Here is a 17429-nt window from a genome sequence, read left to right on the forward strand (position 1 = left end):
GGGTCAGACGGCCCCGTCGAACCCGTTCTGCCGCCACGCCTCGTAGGCGACCACCGCGGCGGAGTTGGCGAGGTTCAGCGACCGGCGGCCGGCGAGCATCGGGATGCGCAGGGCCTCGGTGACGTGCGGGTCCGTGAGCACCTCGGGCGGCAGGCCCGTGGGCTCGGGGCCGAACAGCAGGACGTCGCCGGGGGAGTAGCGCACCTCATGGTGGTGCCGGGTGGCGTGTGCCGTGTACGCGTACACGCGCGCCGGCTCCAGCGCTCGCCACGCCGCATCGAGATCGGCGTGCACGCTGACGTGCGCGAGGTCGTGGTAGTCCAGGCCCGCCCGCCGGAGCTTCGGCTCGGACAGGTCGAATCCCAACGGCTCCACCAGATGGAGCTCGCAGCCGGTGACGGCGGCGATGCGGATCGCGTTGCCCGTGTTTGGCGCGATCCGGGGCTCGAAGAACAGAATGCGGAACACGGGTGACGATCCTGTCACCCGTGTTCCGCATCCGTCGGAGGAGGGGGAATCAGCCGTTGGCGCCGGGGTCGGCGGTGGGGGTGCCGGTCGCGAAGTCCGAGACCCGCTGTCCCACCTGCTTGGCCTTGCCGCGTACCTGGAGGGCCGCGATGACCTCGACGATGCCGATCGCGATCGCCCAGATGCCGGTGACCAGCATGAGGATGAACATGCTGTCCCACGGGCTGGCGATCAGCACGAAGCCGCCCAGCAGCGTGAGGATGCCCAGGATCACGAGCCAGGTGCGGTGCGGGAGCAGCTTGCCCGCGATGCCCGTGGTGATCGACGTGACGCCGGCGAAGATCCAGCTGATGCCGATCCAGATGCCGAGGATCGCGATCGAGTTCACGATGTCGTCGCGGAAGCAGAAGGCGCCCAGCACCAGCGACAGGGCGCCGCTGATCACGGAGAGCACGCGATGATCGGTCTCGCCGATCAGGCCCGCGACCACCTGGAATATGCCGGAGACGATGAGGAAGATGCCGAACAGGATGCCCGCGGCGAGGGTCGACGGTCCCGGCCAGGCCGCGATGACCACGCCGAGGAGGATCGACGAGATGCCCAGCGCCAGCAGCGACTGCCAGGTGCCCTTCACGGTGTCCTGGATTCCCTGCTGAATTCCCTGCTGGAGGGGGTTGTTCGTTGTCATGGGTTGATTGTCGTATGCCATGGCATCATCCGCGACTCGGAGAGCAAAAATGACCTGACCGATACCCGGTCGTTAGGATGTCCTGCGTGACGGCAGTGGTACTGGACGGCAAGGCGACCCGCGACGAACTCTTCGATCAGTTCCGCACCCGTGTGCAGGCGCTGCGCGAGCGGGGGGTGACCCCGGGGCTCGGCACCGTTCTGGTCGGCGACGACCCGGGATCACGCTCCTACGTCAAGGGCAAGCACGCCGACTGCGCGAAGGTCGGCATCGAGTCCCTCCGCCGGGATCTGCCCGAGGACATCACGCAGGCGGATCTCGAGACCGTCATCGACGAGCTCAACGCGGACCCGGCCTGCACCGGGTACATCGTGCAGCTCCCGCTCCCGAAGCACATCGACGAGAACGCGATCCTCGAGCGCATCGACCCGGCGAAGGACGCCGACGGGCTGCACCCGACGAACCTCGGGCGGCTCGTGCTCGGCGCCGACGGGCCGCTTCCGTGCACTCCGCACGGCATCGTGTACCTGCTGCGCCGCTACGGTGTGGAGCTCGACGGCGCGCACGTCGTGGTGATCGGCCGCGGCGTCACCGTCGGCCGGCCGATCGGGCTGCTGCTGACCAGGCGGACCGAGAACGCCACGGTCACCTTGTGCCACACGGGAACCCGCGACCTCGCCGGCGAGGTCCGGCGGGCCGACATCGTGATCGCCGCGGCGGGGGTGCCGGGGCTCATCACCGCCGACATGGTCAAGCCCGGGGCGGCGGTCCTCGACGTGGGAGTCAGCCGTACCGACGACGGCCTGCGCGGCGACGTCGCGGCCGGCGTCGCCGAGGTGGCGGGCCACCTGTCGCCGAACCCCGGCGGCGTGGGGCCTTTGACTCGAGCCTTCCTGCTGGGCAACGTGATCGACGCCGCCGAGCGCGATCTGGCGCGCGCGGACGGAGCGTAGTGACGGAGCCCGCCGTCGACCAGTACCGCCGGGCGCGCCTCGTCCGCGGGATCATCGCGAACGCGGGCTTCGTCCTGGTGGTGTCGATCCTGGCCGCGGGGATGATCCTCATCGGCCTCGAGTACTGGCGCCGCGGCCTCGCCGTGTTCGGCGTCGGCACCGGCGTGGCGGCCGTGTTGCGGGCGTGTCTTCCGGAGCGCCGGCTGGGCCTGCTCCGCGTCCGGAGCCGGTGGTTCGACGCATCCGCGCTGGCCATCGCGGCCGCGGCGATCCTCATCGTCACGTGGGGGATCAGCCCGCTCGGCACGAAGTAGCGATCTTTCGCAACATTCTTAATCGATTCTTCGTCACTTTGTATGTAACGTTTCAGCATCGGGTACGATGTGTTCAGGTAACGGCCCAGTACGCGACCTGAACGGAGGGGCCCATGGCTATCTCGGCGTTCGGCGCTTCCGTCGGCCGCGGCCCGGTGCACTGCGTACTGATCGACATCGAGGACGGCCGGATCGTCGGCCAGCAGACCCGCACCATCGACCCCGGCCCGTACCACCTGGGGCGCCGCGGGGAGCTCCTGACCTCGGGATTCGACCTGTTGTCCACGCACTCCGAGCGCTCCGTCGAGGCCGCCGGCGTCGCCACCCGCACCCGCCGCGACGTGCTCTCCGTGCGCTACGGCACCAGCGGCGACATCCGCTCCGCGGGCATCGTGCCCGAGTCCGACGCCCTGATGCGCGCCCTCGACGAGCAGGGCGTGATCGCCCGGTACCCCGTGGCCCTCATCGCCGACCTCGGCGCGGACGGTCTGCGCGTGCACACCGTCGCGGACGGCGCCGTCAGCGGCGACCGGCACACCTGGTCCGCCTCCGTGACCGGCCCCGAACCGGGCCCGGACACCGCCCACGCCGCGGCCGAGTTCATCCGCACCGTCGCGGCCGAATCGGACCGCAAGCCCGAAGCCCTCGCCCTGGTCGGCGCGGGCGCCCAGCACGAATCGATCCGCGAGGCGGTGTCCGACGCCGCACGCGCGGCCGGAATGGAACCCGTCACCGTCGAGGATCCCGAGGCCGTCGCGGCCACGGGTGCGGCGCTGGTCGCCGCGGACCGCCGGGCGGCCGGAGCCGCGGCGTTCCCCCGGCGCGCGGCGCGGTTCGGCGCGTTCGGCGGGCACAGCGTGCGGCTCACCGCCGCCGTGCTGCCGGTCCTCGTGCTCGCGGCCCTCACCGCCGCCGTCCTCGCCGCCTCCTACGCCACCGGGATCATCGGCCCCACCGGCGACAGCTCGGAGCGCACCCCCGCCTCGTCGTCGTACGTGCAGGTGTCGGACTCCGCGCCCAGCGACACCGGGCGCCCCCTGCCCGTCTCGTCGACGCTGCCGCCCCCGGAGACCACGCTGCCGCCCGAGCCCACGGCCCCGCAGCCCACCGCGCCGCGCACCGATCAGCAGCCGGTCATCACGACCTTCGCCCCCGCGCCGACGCCCACCAGCACGGTTCCGAAGCCCACGACGACGGTGCCGTCGACCAGGCCGACCACACCGACCCCGTCGACCACGCTGCCGCCGACCGAACTGCTCCCGACGATCCCGACCCCGTCCGGCGGGCCGTCGAGCGGGCCGTCCGGTGAGCGCGTCCCGGGCTCGCCCGCGCCGGGGGCGGGATCGTCCAGCTCGTCGCCGCGGCCCCCCGGCGCCGGCGGCGAGGCGCTCGTCCCCGCGCGGCCCGAGCAGCCCCCGCGCGTCGCACCCGGTGTGGTCGCCACCCCGGGCGGCGCGGTCGCGGATCAAGCCCCGGCCGAGGTCACGGAGAGCACGACGCCCACGATCGACGGGACACCCGCCCCGGCCCCCGAGCCGGTGGCCGCGGACCCCGAGCCGACGGTGACGGTGCCCGCGCCCTAGCGGCGCGCCACGTCCAGCGTCTGCGCCAGGAGCGCGGAGATCGCGTCCCGCTCGGTGAGGAAGCCGTCGTGGCCGTCGCGCGAGCGCACCACCACGAGCTCCGCCGCGTTCGGCAGCAGCTCGGCGATCTCCTCCTGCAGGCGCAGCGGGTACAGGCGGTCCGAGTCGATGCCGCCGACCACCGCGGGCACGGTGCAGGCGCGCAACGCGGCCTCCACCCCGCCGCGGCCGCGGCCCACGTCGTGGTGGTTGAGGACGTCGGAGAGCACCACGTAGGCGCCCGCGTCGAACCGGTTCACCAGCTTGTCCGCCTGGTGATCGAGGTAGGAGGTCACCGCGTACCGGCCGCCGGCGCGCGGGTCCTCGTCGCCCTGCGGGTCGTTCGCGAACCGGCTGTCCAGCTCGATCTCGGTGCGGTACGTCAGGTGCGCGATCCGCCGGGCGACGCCCAGACCGGCCTCGGGGAGCGCGCCGGATTCGTGGTAATCGCCGCCCTGCCAGTGCGGATCGGCCTTGATCGCGGCGATCTGCGTGGTCTGCGTGCCGATCTGATCGGCGGTGGCGCGGGCGCCGACCGCCAGGATGAGCGCCGAGCGCACGAACCCGCCGTACATCACGGCCCACTCGAGCGCCCGCGCGCCGCCCATCGAACCGCCCATCACGGACGCGATGTCGTGCACGTCGAGGGCGCGCAGCAGGGCCGCCTCGGCCTCGACCTGATCGCGCACGGTGATCACCGGGAAGCGGGACCCGTAGGGGCGCCCGTCCGGCGCGAGCGACGCGGGCCCCGTCGAACCCGAGCACCCGCCCAGGACGTTCGCGGACACGACGCACCACTCGTCGGTGTCCACCGCCGCGCCGGGGCCGACCAGCCCGTCCCACCAGCCCGCCTGGCGGTGGTCGGCGTCCGCCGGGCCCGTGACGTGCGAGTCGCCGGTGAGCGCGTGCAGCGCGAGGACGACGTTGTCGCGGGCGGCGTTCGGCCTGCCCCAGCGCTGGAAGGTCATCGTCACGTCCTCGAGCACCGCGCCGGACTCCAGCACGAGCGGCCCGAGGGGCAGGCTCTGCATCGCGCCGTCGGGCACCTGGGCCCAGTCCCCGGGGGGACTGTCGACGGATCGGCCTGTGCGGATGCTGATGGTCACCGAACCTCTCCTCGCGCTTGCCACCCGGCGGGGCTTTCGCCGGGAAACCCGGTCATCACCCGGGGCACCCCACCGCGGCGGAGGGTTGCCGGTCAGCGAGCCGGGGCTTCGCGCTGACGCTCATGACCTCGCCCTGCATCATAACGGACCACGTCGGCGCGGTCCTTGCCGTCCTTTCTGTGAACGGATTCACACGCCCTCGGGGAATCGGGCCCGACCCGCCGATGTTGCACGTGGACTGTGAACTCCTCGACCCGGACCTCCCTCGCCGTCGGCGCCATGGCCCTCGGCGGCTTCGGCATCGGTACCACCGAGTTCGCCGCGATGGGCCTGCTTCCCGACATCGCCGCGGACCTGGACGTCACCGAGCCGGTCGCGGGCAACGTCATCTCCGCGTACGCGCTGGGCGTGGTGGTCGGTGCCCCGCTGATCGCGGCGGCCTTCGCCCGGGTCCCGCGGCGCGTGCTGCTCATCGGGCTGATGATCGCGTTCACCGCGGGCAACGCGCTCTCGGTGTTCGCGCCGAACTACGGGGCCCTGCTCGCGGCGCGGTTCGTCGCGGGCCTGCCCCACGGCGCCTTCTTCGGGGTCGCGGCCCTCGTCGCCGCGCACCTCGCAGGTCCCCGCGGCCGCGGCCGCGCCGTGGGGCAGGTGCTCATGGGGCTGTCCGTCGCGAACGTCGCGGGCGTGCCGCTGGCCACCTGGCTCGGCGGCGCCCTCGGCTGGCGCTACGCGCTCGGCGTGGTCGTCGTCATCGGCGCCGTCACCGTGGCGGCCCTGGTGGTGTTCCTGCCGGCGGTCGACATCCCCGTCACCAACCCGCTCACCGAGCTCGGCGCCCTGCGCCGGTCCCAGGTCTGGTTCGCGCTGCTCACCGGGGTCGTGGGCTTCGGTGGCATGTTCGCGGTGTACACGTACATCTCCACCACGCTGACGTCCGTCTCCGGGCTCCCGAAGGCGTCCGTGCCGATCGTGCTCGCCGTGTACGGCGTGGGGATGATGATCGGCAACGTGGTGGGCGGCCGCGCCGCCGACCGGTCCGTGACGCGGTCCGTGGCCGGCGCCCTCGCGGTGCTCGTGATCCTGCAGGCCCTGTTCTCGTGGCTCGCGCCGCAGCCCTTCGCCGCGATCACCCTGTTCTTCCTCATCGGCCTCACCGCCTCCGCGCTCGTGCCCGCGCTGCAGACCCGGCTCATGGACGTCGCGGGCGAGGCGCAGACTCTCGCGGCGACGCTCAACCACTCCGCGCTCAACATCGCGAACGCGCTGGGCGCATTCCTCGGCGGCGCGGTCATCGCCGCGGGTGCGGGATACACCGCCCCCGCCCTGGTCGGCAGCGGCCTCGCCGTCGCGGGCCTCGCGGTGTTCGGCGCGGGGGTGTTCGTCGCGCGACGCACCCCCGAACCTGTCGGAGCCCATCGGTAGGGTCGGGCCCATGCGAAGGATCCTCGCGCTGTGCGCGATCACCCTGCTCGCCTGCCTCGGCCTCGTCGCCTGTGGGAAGTCCTCGACCGGCGCCGCGGCCCCCGGTACCTCGGGCGCCGTCGCGTCCACTGCGTCGGCCGCCCAGGGCTCGTCGTCCTCGAAGGCGGCGCCGGCCCGGATCGCCGCGACGCTCAAGCGCATCGACGCGGGCACGTGGCCGCCCGACGACGGCTCCGGCACCCAGGGCGGCCGCAACTTCGGCAACTTCGAGGGCCGCCTCCTGAAGTCCGGTTCGGACGGCAAGCGGGTCAAGTACACCGAATGGGACGTCAACATCAAGAAGCCCGGCCGCGGCCGGGACGCCGAGCGCATAGTCACCGGCTCCGACGGCAGCGCCTGGTACACCCTGGACCACTACGAGACCTTCACGAGGATCCGATGAGCACACTTCCGCAGTTCCTCACCGCCGGAACCGGCGCGGCCCTCACCGCCGCCGATCTCGATTCGCTCAAGGGGCGCGCCCTCCCGCCGCGGGTCCTGGTGGCCCGCGGCAGCCGCATGCGCACCAAAGCTGCGCTGCTCGACGAGCTGTCCGCCGCACTGCAGTTCCCGCTCGACTTCGGCGCCAACTGGGACGCCCTGGCCGACTGCCTGGGCGATCTCGAATGGCTCGGCGGCACCGCCGTCGTGGTGCTCGGCGTCGCGCAGGCCGAGCAGGTCCTCGCGGACGAGCCGGCGTCGTTCGGCACGTTCGTGTCCGTGCTCGCCGACCGGGGTGTCCAGGTTCTCCTCGCGGCGGGCGACGATGCCGACGGCGCGCTGGTCCGCACCGCCTGGGGCGCGGCCGGTCTCGCCGTGGAGGAGCTCTCGTGATCATCACCTCGATCAACGTCAACGGCATCCGCGCCGCGGTGAAGCAGCGGTCCGAGGAGAACCTCGGCATGTTGCCGTGGCTGCGCGGGAGTTCCGCCGATGTCGTGGCCCTGCAGGAGGTGCGCGCCACGCCCGCGCAGCTCACCAAGGCCCTCGCCCCGGCCCTGGAGGAGGGGTGGCACGTCGTGGCCGCCGAGTCCTCGACGGCCGGCCGCAACGGCGTGGCCGTGCTCTCCCGGCGCGCGCCCGACGCGGTGCGGATCGGCTTCGGCAGCCCCGAGTTCGACGAGTCCGGCCGGTACATCGAGGCCGACTTCGGATCGCTCACCGTCGGATCCCTCTACCTCCCGTCGGGCGACGTGGGCACCGAGCGCCAGGACGAGAAGGACCGGTTCCGCAAGGAGTTCGGCGAACACCTCGCCGCGCTCGGCCGCCGGCGGCGCGATGTGGTCGTGTGCGGCGACTGGAACATCGGCCACACGGAACTGGACATCAAGAACTGGAAGGGCAACCGGAAGAACTCGGGTTTCCTGCCCGAGGAGCGCGAGTGGATGAGCTCCCACATCGGCGCGGGCCGCCCGTTCAAGGACACCGTCCGCGAGCTGCACCCGGACACGCCCGGCCCGTACGCGTGGTGGAGCTGGCGCGGCAAGGCCTTCGACAACGACTCCGGCTGGCGGATCGACCTGCAGATCGCGAACAATCAACTCGCGAAGCGCGCCGTCGCGGCGCGGGTGGAGCGGGCGGAGACCTACGCGCTCCGCTGGTCCGACCACGCGCCGGTCACCGTCGAGTACGCCGACTGATATGCGGGCGACGGGCCGGCGCGCCCTCGCTAGACTGGCTCCCCGTGACTGAGACCGCAGAGCCCACGACCAAGCGGCAGCGCGCGCTGTCGGGTATCCAGCCCACCTCGGATTCGTTCCAGCTGGGCAACTACCTCGGCGCGGTCAAGAACTGGGTGGAGTTGCAGGACGAGTTCGACGCGTTCTACTTCATCCCGAACATGCACGGGATCACCACTCCGCACGACCCGAAGGCGTTGCGCGAGCGCACCCTCCGCACCGTCGCGCAGCTGCTCGCCCTCGGCATCGACCCGGAGCGCTCGACCGTCTTCGTGCAGTCGCAGGTGCCCGAGCACGCCGAGCTGACCTGGGTCCTCAGCTGCATCACCGGGTTCGGCGAGGCCGGCCGGATGACCCAGTTCAAGGACAAGTCCGCCAAGAACGGCACGGACAGCAGCTCCGTCGGCCTGTTCACCTACCCGATCCTCATGGCGGCCGACATCCTGCTCTACCGGCCCCAGGTCGTGCCCGTCGGCGAGGACCAGCGGCAGCACCTCGAGCTGACCCGGAACCTGGCGCAGCGCTTCAACACCCGCTTCAAGAAGACCTTCGTGGTCCCCGAGCCGTACATCCTCTCCGGCACCGCGAAGATCTACGACCTGCAGAACCCCACCGCAAAGATGAGCAAGTCGGCGGAGTCGGACGCGGGCCTGATCAGCCTGCTGGACGACCCGAAGACGGTCGCCAAGCGGGTGAAGTCGGCCGTCACCGACGCCGAGCGGGAGATCCGTTTCGACCGGGAGAACAAGCCCGGCGTGTCGAACCTGTTGACCATCGAGTCCGCGCTCACCGGGACCCCCATCGCCGAGCTCGAGCGGGGCTACGAGGGCAAGGGCTACGGGGAGCTGAAGGTGCAGGTCGCGGACGTGCTCGTGGACTTCGTCTCCCCGCTGCGCGACAAGGTGCAGGGCTACCTCGACGACCGCGCCGAACTGGACAGGGTGCTGGCCGCCGGCCGGGACCGGGCACGCGAGATCTCTTCCCGCACCCTCGCCGACGTCTACGACAGGGTAGGGTTCCTGGCGCCCTAGCGGTTGCAGTAGCAGGAGGTCGTCCCGCAGATGCTCGACAAGTACCGCCAGCGGTGGCCGTGGTTCGACCACGTGATGGCCGCCGCCACCAGGTATCAGGACAAGAAGGGCGACTACTACGGGGCGGGGATCACGTACTTCAGCGTGTTCGCCCTGTTCCCGCTCGCGATGGTCGCGTTCTCCATCGGCGGCTACGTCCTGGTCAACGACGCCGACCTGCTGGCCGACATCAAGCAGCAGATCAGCAAGGCGATGGCCAACCCCGAGATGGCCACGACGGTGAATCAGCTGCTCGACAAGGCGATCTCGTCCCGCGGCACCGTGGGCGTCATCGGCCTGCTCGGCGGCGTGTGGGCGGGCCTCGGCTGGGTCGGCAACGTGCGCGCCGCCCTCACCGAGATGTGGGACAGCGAGACCCCGGACGAGAACTTCGTCAAGACCAAGCTCGGCGATCTGGTGGCGCTGATCGGCCTGTTCGCCGCCATCGTGGTGTGCTCCGCGCTGATCGCGGTGGGCAGTAGCCCGCTGACCAAGCGGCTGATCGAGAACGCTGGCCTGGGGGACGTCCCCGGCCTCCGCTTCCTCGTGTCCGCCGTGACCCTGCTGATCACCGTGTTCGCGACGTGGGTGCTCTGGACCTTCGTCATCGCGCGCCTGCCCCGGGTGGCCTTCCCGTGGAAGAACGCGATGCGCGCGGGCCTGCTCATGGCGGTCGCCTTCACGATCTTCACCCAGTTCGCGACGCTCATCATCGGCGCGACGATGCGCAGCCCCGCGGGCGCCACGTTCGGCCCGATCCTCGGCATCATGCTGTTCATCTACTTCACCGCGCGGATGCTGCTGTTCAGCACCGCGTGGGCCGCGACCGACCCGCGGAACCAGAAGTACGTCATCCCGGCCGCGCCCGATCCCGTGGTGATCTCGCCGGTCGTCCGGCAGGAGTCCGACCCGGGCCGGGCGGTGGCCGCGGGCGCCGCCGGCCTGGCGGCGGGCATCGGGCTCGGCGCGCTGTTCCGCCGCCGCCGCTGAGACCGGCTCAGTCCGGCGCGGTCTCGCGGGGCAGGGTCTCGCCGCGGAAGAACGCGGGGCGGTGCACGGCGCACGCGATCATGAGCGGCAGGCCGAGCACCAGCATCCCCACTCCGAGCACGAACACGCCGCCGATGCCGCCGATCACCGTCTCGCCGTAGTCGACCGAGACCATGTCGACGGCGCTCTGCGCGAACGCCCACACCATCGTCGCGCCGCCGAGGAGCGGGAACACCAGCCGCAGCACGACGTTCCGCAGCGAGGAGAACAGCGTACGGCGGAAGAACCACACGCACGCGAACGCCGTGATCGCGTAGTAGAACGCGACCGCCAGGCCGAGCGAGGTGATCGAGTCCTCGAGGGCGTTGCGGCTGAACACCGACAGTGTCAGGTAGAACAGCAGCGCCGAGGCGCCCATCACCAGCGTGCCGAAGGACGGCGTCAGGTACCGCGGATGCACCCGGGCGAACCGGTCCGGGACGGCCTTGTAGACCGCCATCGCGAGGGTGCCGCGGGCGGTGGGCAGCACCGTCGACTGGGTGGAGGAGAGGGCGGACAGCGCCACGGTGAGCAGCAGCAGGGCCGCGAGCACCGCGCCGCCGACGGGCTCGCCCAGCACCGTGAGCACGTCGTCGCGGTTCTCCGGATTGTTCAGGCCGATGCCCGTCGTGCCGAACCCCGCGTAGGCCTGTACCGCGAACGCCACCAGCACGTAGGTACCCAGCAGGACCACCGTGGACAGCACCGCGGCGCGGCCCGGCGTGGTGGCCGAGCCCTTGGTCTCCTCGCCGACCGCGAGGCACGCATCCCAGCCCCAGTAGAGGAAGATGCAGAGGATCACCGCGGCGGCCACCTGCGAGGCGTCGAGCCCCGACGGGACCATCCAGGACCAGCTGGGCGTCGCCGCCTGCTCGCCGGCGTGGCCGGTGTAGACCAGGACCAGGGCGGCGACCGCCGCGATCACGAGCACCGCGAACTGGATCGCCATGAGCACGTTCTGCATCCGCTCGGACACGATGATCCCGCGGTAGCTGACCCACGTCATCGCGACGATGAGCGCGCACCCCAGCAGCGTGACGGGCCACCGGGAGTCGGCGAGCCCCGGCATGCCGAGGAACCGGAACAGGTAGACGCCGGAGATCTCGGCGACGTTGGCCAGCACGATGATCGCGGAGACGGCGAGGCCCCAGCCGCCCATCCAGCCGACCCAGGGCCCGAAGGCCTTGCTGCCCCACGTGAACGTGGTGCCGCAGTCCGGCACCACGTCGGCCAGCTCGCGGTAGGCGACGGCCACCATGAGCATGGGGATGAAGGCGAGGGCGAACATCGCGGGCGCCTTGTCGTGCACCGTCGCCACCACGTAGCCGAGGGTCGCGGCCAGGCTGTACGCGGGGGCCGTCGAGGACAGGCCGATCGCCATGTTCCCGAGCAGGCCGAGCGAGTCCGAACGCAGTCCCTTGTCCGGGACCCGCTCGACCGTGGGGGCGGCCATCTACCGGCTCCGGTTCGCGCGCATCGCGGCCCCGACCAGGACGGCGATGACGGCGATCCCGCCCACGCCGATCAGCAGGCGGGTACCCGTGCCCATGCCCTCGGGTGCCCCGCCGGCGTCCACGACGCGGGGTTCACCCGGCGCCGCGGCGGCCTCGGTCCTCTCGGTGCGCCCCGGTTCGACGAGGGTGCCCACGGACTTCCCGCGCAGCGCGACGCCGTAGTCGAGCAGCCTGCGGTACTGGTCCCAGTAGGTGTTCCCGGCCTGGGTCAGGCCGAACATCTGCACGATGACGTACCGGTGCCCGTCGCGGTCCACGGCGCCGACGAAGGTCTTCTTCGCGTCGTCGGTGTACCCGTTCTTGCCGGCGACCGCCCCGGGGAAGTCGGTCAGGAGCCGGTTCTCGTTGAGGATCGGGTACGGCGCCACCGACGTCGGGGGAGGGGGCGGGGTCGCGCCCGGCGGCAGGGGCTGCGGGGGCGCGGTGGTGGGCACCGGCGGATGCCCGGGGAACGTGATCTGCTTGGTGGACGCGATCCGCACGAACCGGTCGTCCTTGAGCGCCGCGCGCAGGATGAGGGCCAGGTCGTACGGGCTGCTGCTCATACCGGGGGCGTCCAGGCCCGACGGGGTCGCGGCCCGGGTGTCCCGCGCGCCCAGCGATTCCGCGAGGTCGTTCATCCGCCCGACGGCCGCGTCCACGCCGCCGAGCTGCCGCGCGAGGGCGTGCGCCGCGTCGTTGCCGGAGATCAGCAGCAGCCCCTTGAGGAGGTCCTCGACGGTGTACCTGCCGCCGGGTTCGATGCCCGCGGCGTCGCCCTCCTGGTCGGTGTCCTCCTGCGTCCCCTCGACCACGGTGGACAGGTCGAGGTCGCGGAGCGCGACCTGCGCCAGCAGCAGCTTGATGGTGCTGGCGGGGCGGTAGCGCCCGTGCGGGTCCTTCGCGGCGACGACGGTGCCGTCGGTCGCGTCGGCGATGAGCCAGCCGGCGGAGTCGATGCCGGGCGGGGCGGGCGGCGCACCGTCGGGCGCGACCACGCCGCAGCGCCCGAGCTTCTCTCCGCCCACCGGCGGGTCGGGGACCGGCAGCGGAGAGGGCGCGGCCTGGCCGGGCTTCGGCACCTCGGACTCGTCGACCGGGGGCGGCGGCGCCTGCTTGTGCGGGCAGCCGTCCGTGACGAGGGTGTGCACGGCGGGCACGGGGGTCGGTGGCGGGGTCGGCGCCGCGGTGGCCGCGCCGGGGGCGGCGAGCGCCCCGAGCAGGCCGACGGCGGCGACGGCCCGGAGGGCGCGCGCGGTCATCGGGGCTCATGCTAGTCCGCTACCGTGGCGCTATGACGGTGCGCTGTTCGAGTTTCGTGGACGAGCCGCTGCCGGGCACCGCGACCACCGAGCGCGGCTGGCTGTGCATCGAGAACGACGCGGGGTGGGGGCGAGATCCGTTCTCGGGTGAGACCTTCCCGGCGGACGTGGGCGACGCCATCGAATCCTTCGCCGCCGCACACGATCTGCGGGTGCTGCTGATCCGGCGGCCGGGCCGCGCGGGCGGCTTCCGGGCGCGCCGAAGGGTGTTCGTGGCGCGGTCGGTGGCGGGCGAGACGGCCCTGCGCCGGTTCGAGGTGGAGGACTACGCGCTGATCCCGTCGCTCGACCTGGGCGCCGGGGAGCCCGCGGAGCCGATGGCGCTGGTGTGCACGAACGGCAAGCGCGACGTGTGCTGCGCCGTGCAGGGCCGCCCGCTCGCCGCGTCGCTCGCGGGCTGCTACGCCGACCCCGTCGTGTGGGAGTGCTCGCACACCGGCGGCCACCGGTTCGCACCCGTACTGATCGTGCTGCCCACGGGCTACACCTACGGGCGGGTCACGGCGGGTGAGGCCAAGGAGGTGTTCGACGGTGCGCGCGCCGGCGTCGTGTCGACGACCGGGCTGCGGGGCCGGTCGCCGCTGCCGCCGGTGGGGCAGGTCGCGGAGGTCGCGGTGCGGGAGGCGCTGGGCGCCGCGGTGGGGCCGGACGTCCTCCGGGTCACCGTCGAGCCCGGGGCCGAGGCGAAGAACGCCGACGAGGGTGAGGCCGTCGTGCGGCACGAAGACGGCCGGGCGTGGCGGGTGCGGGCGCGGGCGGAGGAGCTGCCGCCCCGCGTGGCGTCCTGCGGGAAGAAGCCGTCGCCCGCCCGGGGATGGCGCGTGGCATCGATCTCGCCGGCCTGAGCAATTGCGGACGAGAAGTGTCCGCAATCGGCGCCACACTGAGTGGCATGACTGAGACGACTCCCGAACCCGGCTCCTACGACGACCCCGAGATGCCCTGGAACACGCTCACCGCGGAGACCATCGGCGACTGGAACACGAAAGTGATCGCCGAATTCCGCGCCAACGCCGGCGCCGTCGGCGGCGTGTACGAGGGCGGCACGATGATCCTGCTGACCACGACCGGCGCCCGTTCCGGGCGGCCGCACACCGTGCCGCTGTCCCCGATGCTCCGGGGTGAGCAGATGTACCTCAGCTCGTTCATCGAGAAGGCGTACCCGGCGTGGTGGCACAACGCGCGCAGGGAACCGCACGTCACCGTCGAGATCGGCGACCGCACCGTGCCGGCCGTCGCGCGGGTGCTCGAGGGCGAGGAGTACGACGAGTTCGCCCGGTGGGTGCTGCAGAACAACCCCGATCTCGCCGCGTTCCAGGCCACCGTCGACAGGCCGATCCCGCTGGTGGAGCTGACGCTCGAGTGATGTGGGGAGCATCACGCGGCCATTCATCCGATTCGAATATTCCATGTGGAGTAATCGGCGAGTAGTCTCGTCGGGGTCAACCCGACACAGCATCCGGATCGGAGGTCGCCGATGGCGCGCGAACGCGCCCTCACCCCGCTCGCCATCGCCGCGCTCGCGCTGCTCGCGGAGCGGGACATGCATCCCTACGAGATGTTCACCACGATGGTGGAGCGGCACGAGGATCTCGTGGTCAAGCTCCGCGCCGGATCGCTGTACCACACCGTGAACCGGCTGGAGGGCGACGGACTCGTCTCCGCCGTCGGCACCGACCGCGACGGCAACCGGCCGGAGCGCACCACCTACGCGATCCGCCCGGCGGGGCGGGAGCGGCTGCAGGACACCGTCGCCCAGCTCCTCGCCGAGCCCGTCGAGGAGTACCCCCGGTTCCCGCTCGCGATCGCCGAATCGCACCACCTCGACGGTGCGCTGGTGGCCCGGCTGCTCACGGGGCGCCTGCACCGCACCGAGGCGCGGGCGGCGGCCCTCCGGTCCGGGCACGCCCACGCGTCCACCCACGTCCAGGAGGCGCGCCTCCTCGACATCGACTACCTCGCCGCGATGGCGGAGGCCGAGGCCGCCTGGCTCCGCGGCGTCCTCGACCGGCTCCGCGACGGCACTCTCGACTGGAAGGCCACCGACCATGGCGAATGACGCCACCGCACAGGGCAACCCGCCCGGAACGCCCGCCGACTACCGCCCCTGGCCCGCGCTGTGGGCCATGGTGATCGGCTTCTTCATGATCCTCGTGGACTCCACGATCGTCTCCGTGGCGACGGACTCGATCATGGTGGGCCTCAAGACCGATCTCAACAGCGTGGTCTGGGTGACCAGCGCCTACCTGCTCGCCTACGTCGTGCCGCTGCTGGTCGCGGGCCGGCTCGGCGACATGTACGGCCCCAAGAAGCTCTACCTGCTGGGCCTGGTGATCTTCACCGCCGCCTCGGCGTGGTGCGGCTTCTCCGGTACGGCCGGCATGCTCATCGCCGCCCGCGTGGTGCAGGGCTTCGGCGCCGCGCTGATGACCCCGCAGACGATGGCGGTGATCACCCGGACCTTCCCGGCGGAGAAGCGCGGCAGCGCCATGGCCCTCTGGGGTTCGGTGGCGGGCGTGGCGATCCTGGTGGGGCCGCTCGCGGGCGGCGTGCTCGTGGACCGCCTGGGCTGGGAGTGGGTGTTCTTCGTCAACGTGCCCGTGGGCGTGATCGCGTTCGCCCTCGCGGTGCGGCTGGTCCCGTCGCTGCCCACGCACCGGCACCGGTTCGACGTGATCGGCATCGTGCTCAGCGCCGCCGGGCTGTTCCTCCTCACGTTCGGCCTGCAGGAGGGGCAGAAGTACGACTGGGGCACACTCTGGCACCTGGGCGGTGTCCCGATCACGGTGTGGACGCTGATCGGCGCCGGGCTGGTGCTGCTGGCCGTCTTCGTGTGGTGGCAGTCGCGGGTGCCCGAGCCGCTGATGTCCTTGTCGCTGTTCAAGGACCGCAACTTCTCCCTCGCCAACCTGGCCATCGCCACGATGGGCTTCGCGGTGACCGGCATGTCCATCCCGATGATGCTCTTCGCGCAGAAGTCGATGGGGCTCACCCCCACCCGCTCGGCGCTGCTGCTCATCCCGCTCGCGGTGATCTCGGGCGGCCTGGCGCCGTTGTCCGGCAAGCTGATCGACCAGATGCACCCGCGCTACCTCGCGGGCTTCGGCTTCGCCACCAACTCGATCGCCCTGTTCTGGCTCGGCGCCGTGGCCTCGCCCACCACGTCGGTGGTCGGGATCCTGCTGCCGATCGCACTCATGGGCGTGGGCAACGCGTTCATCTGGGGGCCGCTGGCCACCACCGCGAACCGGAACCTGCCACTGCACCTCGCCGGCGCGGGATCGGGCGTCTACAACATGACCCGGCAGGTGGGTGCCGTGCTCGGCAGCGCCGCGGTGGGCGTGCTGATGCAGAACCGGATCCAGGCCGAGTTCGAGCCGGTCTTCCCGCCCGGGCGGGTGCCGTCGCAGGAGGCGATGAGCGGCGCGATCGGGCCGCTTCCCGACTTCCTCGCGGCGCCGTTCGCGGAGGCCATGGGCAGCAGCATCTACCTGCCCGCCGCCGCGCTGATCTTCGGCTTCGTCGCGGTGCTCTGCTTCGCGCTGCCGGTGCACCTGCGCAAGGAACAGGAGCCGGCGGCGGTCTAGCGACCCCCCGGTCCGGCCGCGTACAGCGCGCGCAGGTGGGCGACGTGGGCGGTCCACGCGGCGCCGGTGGGCAAGGTTCGCGGCGCGGCGGCCGCGAGCTGCGCGTGCCCCAGGTACGTCGCGAACGCGGCGACCGCGGAGCTGCGCGCGGTCTCCTCGTCCTGGCCCGCGGCGCGGTACAGGCTCGCGACGTAGTCGATCCGGCGCTCGGTGACCCGGGCGACGGCGGCGCCCACACTCGGATCGTCGGCGGCCGCGAAGAGCGCCTGCTCCAGCGGCTCGGTGACGCTCTCGAACGCGGCCTCGAGCAGGACGGCGATCCGTTCGGGGGCGTCGGGCGATGCGCTGGTCGCGACGATCACCGCGTCGGTGTGCACCCGCTCCCAGGCGTCCATGGTCCGGTCCAGGAGCTCGCGCCGATTCGTGAAGTGCCAGTAGAAGCTCCCCTTCGTCGCGCCCAGGCGCTTCGCCAGGGGTTCGACGGCGGCCGCCTGCACGCCGCCCTCGGCGATCGCCTCCAGGGCGGCCGCGGTCCAATCGTCCGCCGTGAGGCGCTTCTTGGGGGTGGTTCCCGCCGGGGTGGTTCCTGCCATGGACATACGGTACCGTATGGATGCCATACGCAGCCGTACGG

General features: G+C 72.1%; 19 protein-coding genes and 1 riboswitch. Of the genes, 13 read left to right on the forward strand and 6 right to left on the reverse strand.

Annotation, left to right across the window (positions count from 1 at the left end):
- Positions 1-3: 3 nt before the first annotated feature.
- Positions 4-468 carry a tRNA (cytidine(34)-2'-O)-methyltransferase gene (locus tag BN39_RS11085; RefSeq protein WP_019202470.1) on the reverse strand — a complete coding sequence of 155 codons (465 nt, stop codon included), beginning with the start codon at positions 466-468 and terminating at the stop codon, positions 4-6.
- Positions 469-517: 49 nt separating this feature from the next.
- Complete coding sequence (locus BN39_RS11090) at positions 518-1156, reverse strand: HdeD family acid-resistance protein (protein ID WP_019202471.1); 639 nt, start codon at positions 1154-1156, stop codon at positions 518-520.
- A gap of 86 nt (positions 1157-1242) precedes the next feature.
- On the opposite strand from BN39_RS11090, the gene BN39_RS11095 reads away from it, so the two are divergent.
- From BN39_RS11095 to BN39_RS11105, 3 genes are all read left to right on the forward strand, one after another.
- Positions 1243-2109: a bifunctional methylenetetrahydrofolate dehydrogenase/methenyltetrahydrofolate cyclohydrolase gene (locus BN39_RS11095; RefSeq protein ID WP_192814846.1), complete on the forward strand. Its 867-nt coding sequence runs from the start codon at positions 1243-1245 to the stop codon at positions 2107-2109.
- Positions 2109-2423 carry a DUF3017 domain-containing protein gene (locus BN39_RS11100; protein WP_019202473.1) on the forward strand — a complete coding sequence of 105 codons (315 nt, stop codon included), beginning with the start codon at positions 2109-2111 and terminating at the stop codon, positions 2421-2423. The genes BN39_RS11095 and BN39_RS11100 overlap by 1 nt, the downstream gene beginning before the upstream one ends.
- A 113-nt stretch (positions 2424-2536) precedes the next feature.
- Positions 2537-4006 carry a hypothetical protein gene (locus BN39_RS11105; RefSeq protein ID WP_019202474.1) on the forward strand — a complete coding sequence of 490 codons (1470 nt, stop codon included), beginning with the start codon at positions 2537-2539 and terminating at the stop codon, positions 4004-4006.
- Here the strand turns inward: BN39_RS11105 and BN39_RS11110 are convergent.
- A complete protein-coding gene (locus tag BN39_RS11110; protein WP_019202475.1) occupies positions 4003-5151 on the reverse strand; it encodes a homoserine O-acetyltransferase in 1149 nt (382 codons plus the stop codon). The two genes, BN39_RS11105 and BN39_RS11110, sit on opposite strands and share 4 nt — an antisense overlap.
- An 8-nt stretch (positions 5152-5159) precedes the next feature.
- Positions 5160-5279, reverse strand: a riboswitch (SAM riboswitch).
- 151 nt (positions 5280-5430) lie between these two features.
- Between BN39_RS11110 and BN39_RS11115 the strand changes: the two genes are divergently transcribed.
- The 6 genes from BN39_RS11115 to BN39_RS11140 are packed head-to-tail and all read left to right on the forward strand — an operon-like array spanning position 5431 to position 10354.
- Positions 5431-6576: an MFS transporter gene (locus BN39_RS11115; protein WP_040767518.1), complete on the forward strand. Its 1146-nt coding sequence runs from the start codon at positions 5431-5433 to the stop codon at positions 6574-6576.
- A 10-nt stretch (positions 6577-6586) separates the two neighbouring features.
- Entirely contained in the window at positions 6587-7018 is a 432-nt protein-coding gene (locus BN39_RS11120) for a ribonuclease domain-containing protein (RefSeq protein WP_019202477.1), read from the forward strand.
- Positions 7015-7449 carry a barstar family protein gene (locus BN39_RS22240; protein ID WP_019202478.1) on the forward strand — a complete coding sequence of 145 codons (435 nt, stop codon included), beginning with the start codon at positions 7015-7017 and terminating at the stop codon, positions 7447-7449. The genes BN39_RS11120 and BN39_RS22240 overlap by 4 nt, the downstream gene beginning before the upstream one ends.
- The gene (locus BN39_RS11130; protein ID WP_019202479.1) at positions 7446-8255 is read left to right on the forward strand and encodes an exodeoxyribonuclease III; all 810 of its coding nucleotides are present in this window, start codon (positions 7446-7448) and stop codon (positions 8253-8255) included. The genes BN39_RS22240 and BN39_RS11130 overlap by 4 nt, the downstream gene beginning before the upstream one ends.
- 44 nt (positions 8256-8299) lie before the next feature.
- Complete coding sequence (trpS, locus tag BN39_RS11135; RefSeq protein ID WP_019202480.1) at positions 8300-9325, forward strand: tryptophan--tRNA ligase; 1026 nt, start codon at positions 8300-8302, stop codon at positions 9323-9325.
- 30 nt (positions 9326-9355) lie between these two features.
- Positions 9356-10354 carry a YhjD/YihY/BrkB family envelope integrity protein gene (locus BN39_RS11140; protein WP_019202481.1) on the forward strand — a complete coding sequence of 333 codons (999 nt, stop codon included), beginning with the start codon at positions 9356-9358 and terminating at the stop codon, positions 10352-10354.
- A gap of 7 nt (positions 10355-10361) precedes the next feature.
- On the opposite strand, the gene BN39_RS11145 is transcribed toward BN39_RS11140, so the two are convergent.
- Together BN39_RS11145 and BN39_RS11150 are read right to left on the reverse strand one after the other, a co-directional pair.
- The gene (locus BN39_RS11145; protein WP_019202482.1) at positions 10362-11846 is read right to left on the reverse strand and encodes an APC family permease; all 1485 of its coding nucleotides are present in this window, start codon (positions 11844-11846) and stop codon (positions 10362-10364) included.
- The gene (locus BN39_RS11150; RefSeq protein WP_019202483.1) at positions 11847-13148 is read right to left on the reverse strand and encodes a D-alanyl-D-alanine carboxypeptidase family protein; all 1302 of its coding nucleotides are present in this window, start codon (positions 13146-13148) and stop codon (positions 11847-11849) included.
- 32 nt (positions 13149-13180) lie between these two features.
- Between BN39_RS11150 and BN39_RS11155 the strand changes: the two genes are divergently transcribed.
- The 4 genes from BN39_RS11155 (at position 13181) to BN39_RS11170 (ending at position 16795) form a co-directional block, all read left to right on the forward strand.
- Complete coding sequence (locus tag BN39_RS11155; protein WP_019202484.1) at positions 13181-14053, forward strand: sucrase ferredoxin; 873 nt, start codon at positions 13181-13183, stop codon at positions 14051-14053.
- A gap of 47 nt (positions 14054-14100) precedes the next feature.
- Positions 14101-14574, forward strand: a complete 474-nt coding sequence (locus BN39_RS11160; protein WP_019202485.1) for a nitroreductase/quinone reductase family protein — start codon at positions 14101-14103, stop codon at positions 14572-14574.
- A gap of 111 nt (positions 14575-14685) precedes the next feature.
- Positions 14686-15267, forward strand: a complete 582-nt coding sequence (locus tag BN39_RS11165; RefSeq protein ID WP_019202486.1) for a PadR family transcriptional regulator — start codon at positions 14686-14688, stop codon at positions 15265-15267.
- Complete coding sequence (locus BN39_RS11170; RefSeq protein WP_019202487.1) at positions 15257-16795, forward strand: DHA2 family efflux MFS transporter permease subunit; 1539 nt, start codon at positions 15257-15259, stop codon at positions 16793-16795. The genes BN39_RS11165 and BN39_RS11170 overlap by 11 nt, the downstream gene beginning before the upstream one ends.
- On the opposite strand, the gene BN39_RS11175 is transcribed toward BN39_RS11170, so the two are convergent.
- Positions 16792-17388, reverse strand: coding sequence for a TetR/AcrR family transcriptional regulator (locus BN39_RS11175; protein WP_019202488.1), 597 nt, complete (start codon positions 17386-17388; stop codon positions 16792-16794). The genes BN39_RS11170 and BN39_RS11175 overlap by 4 nt on opposite strands.
- Positions 17389-17429: the final 41 nt, after the last annotated feature.

Source organism: Tsukamurella sp. 1534 (assembly GCF_000312385.1).
Lineage (GTDB): Bacteria > Actinomycetota > Actinomycetes > Mycobacteriales > Mycobacteriaceae > Tsukamurella.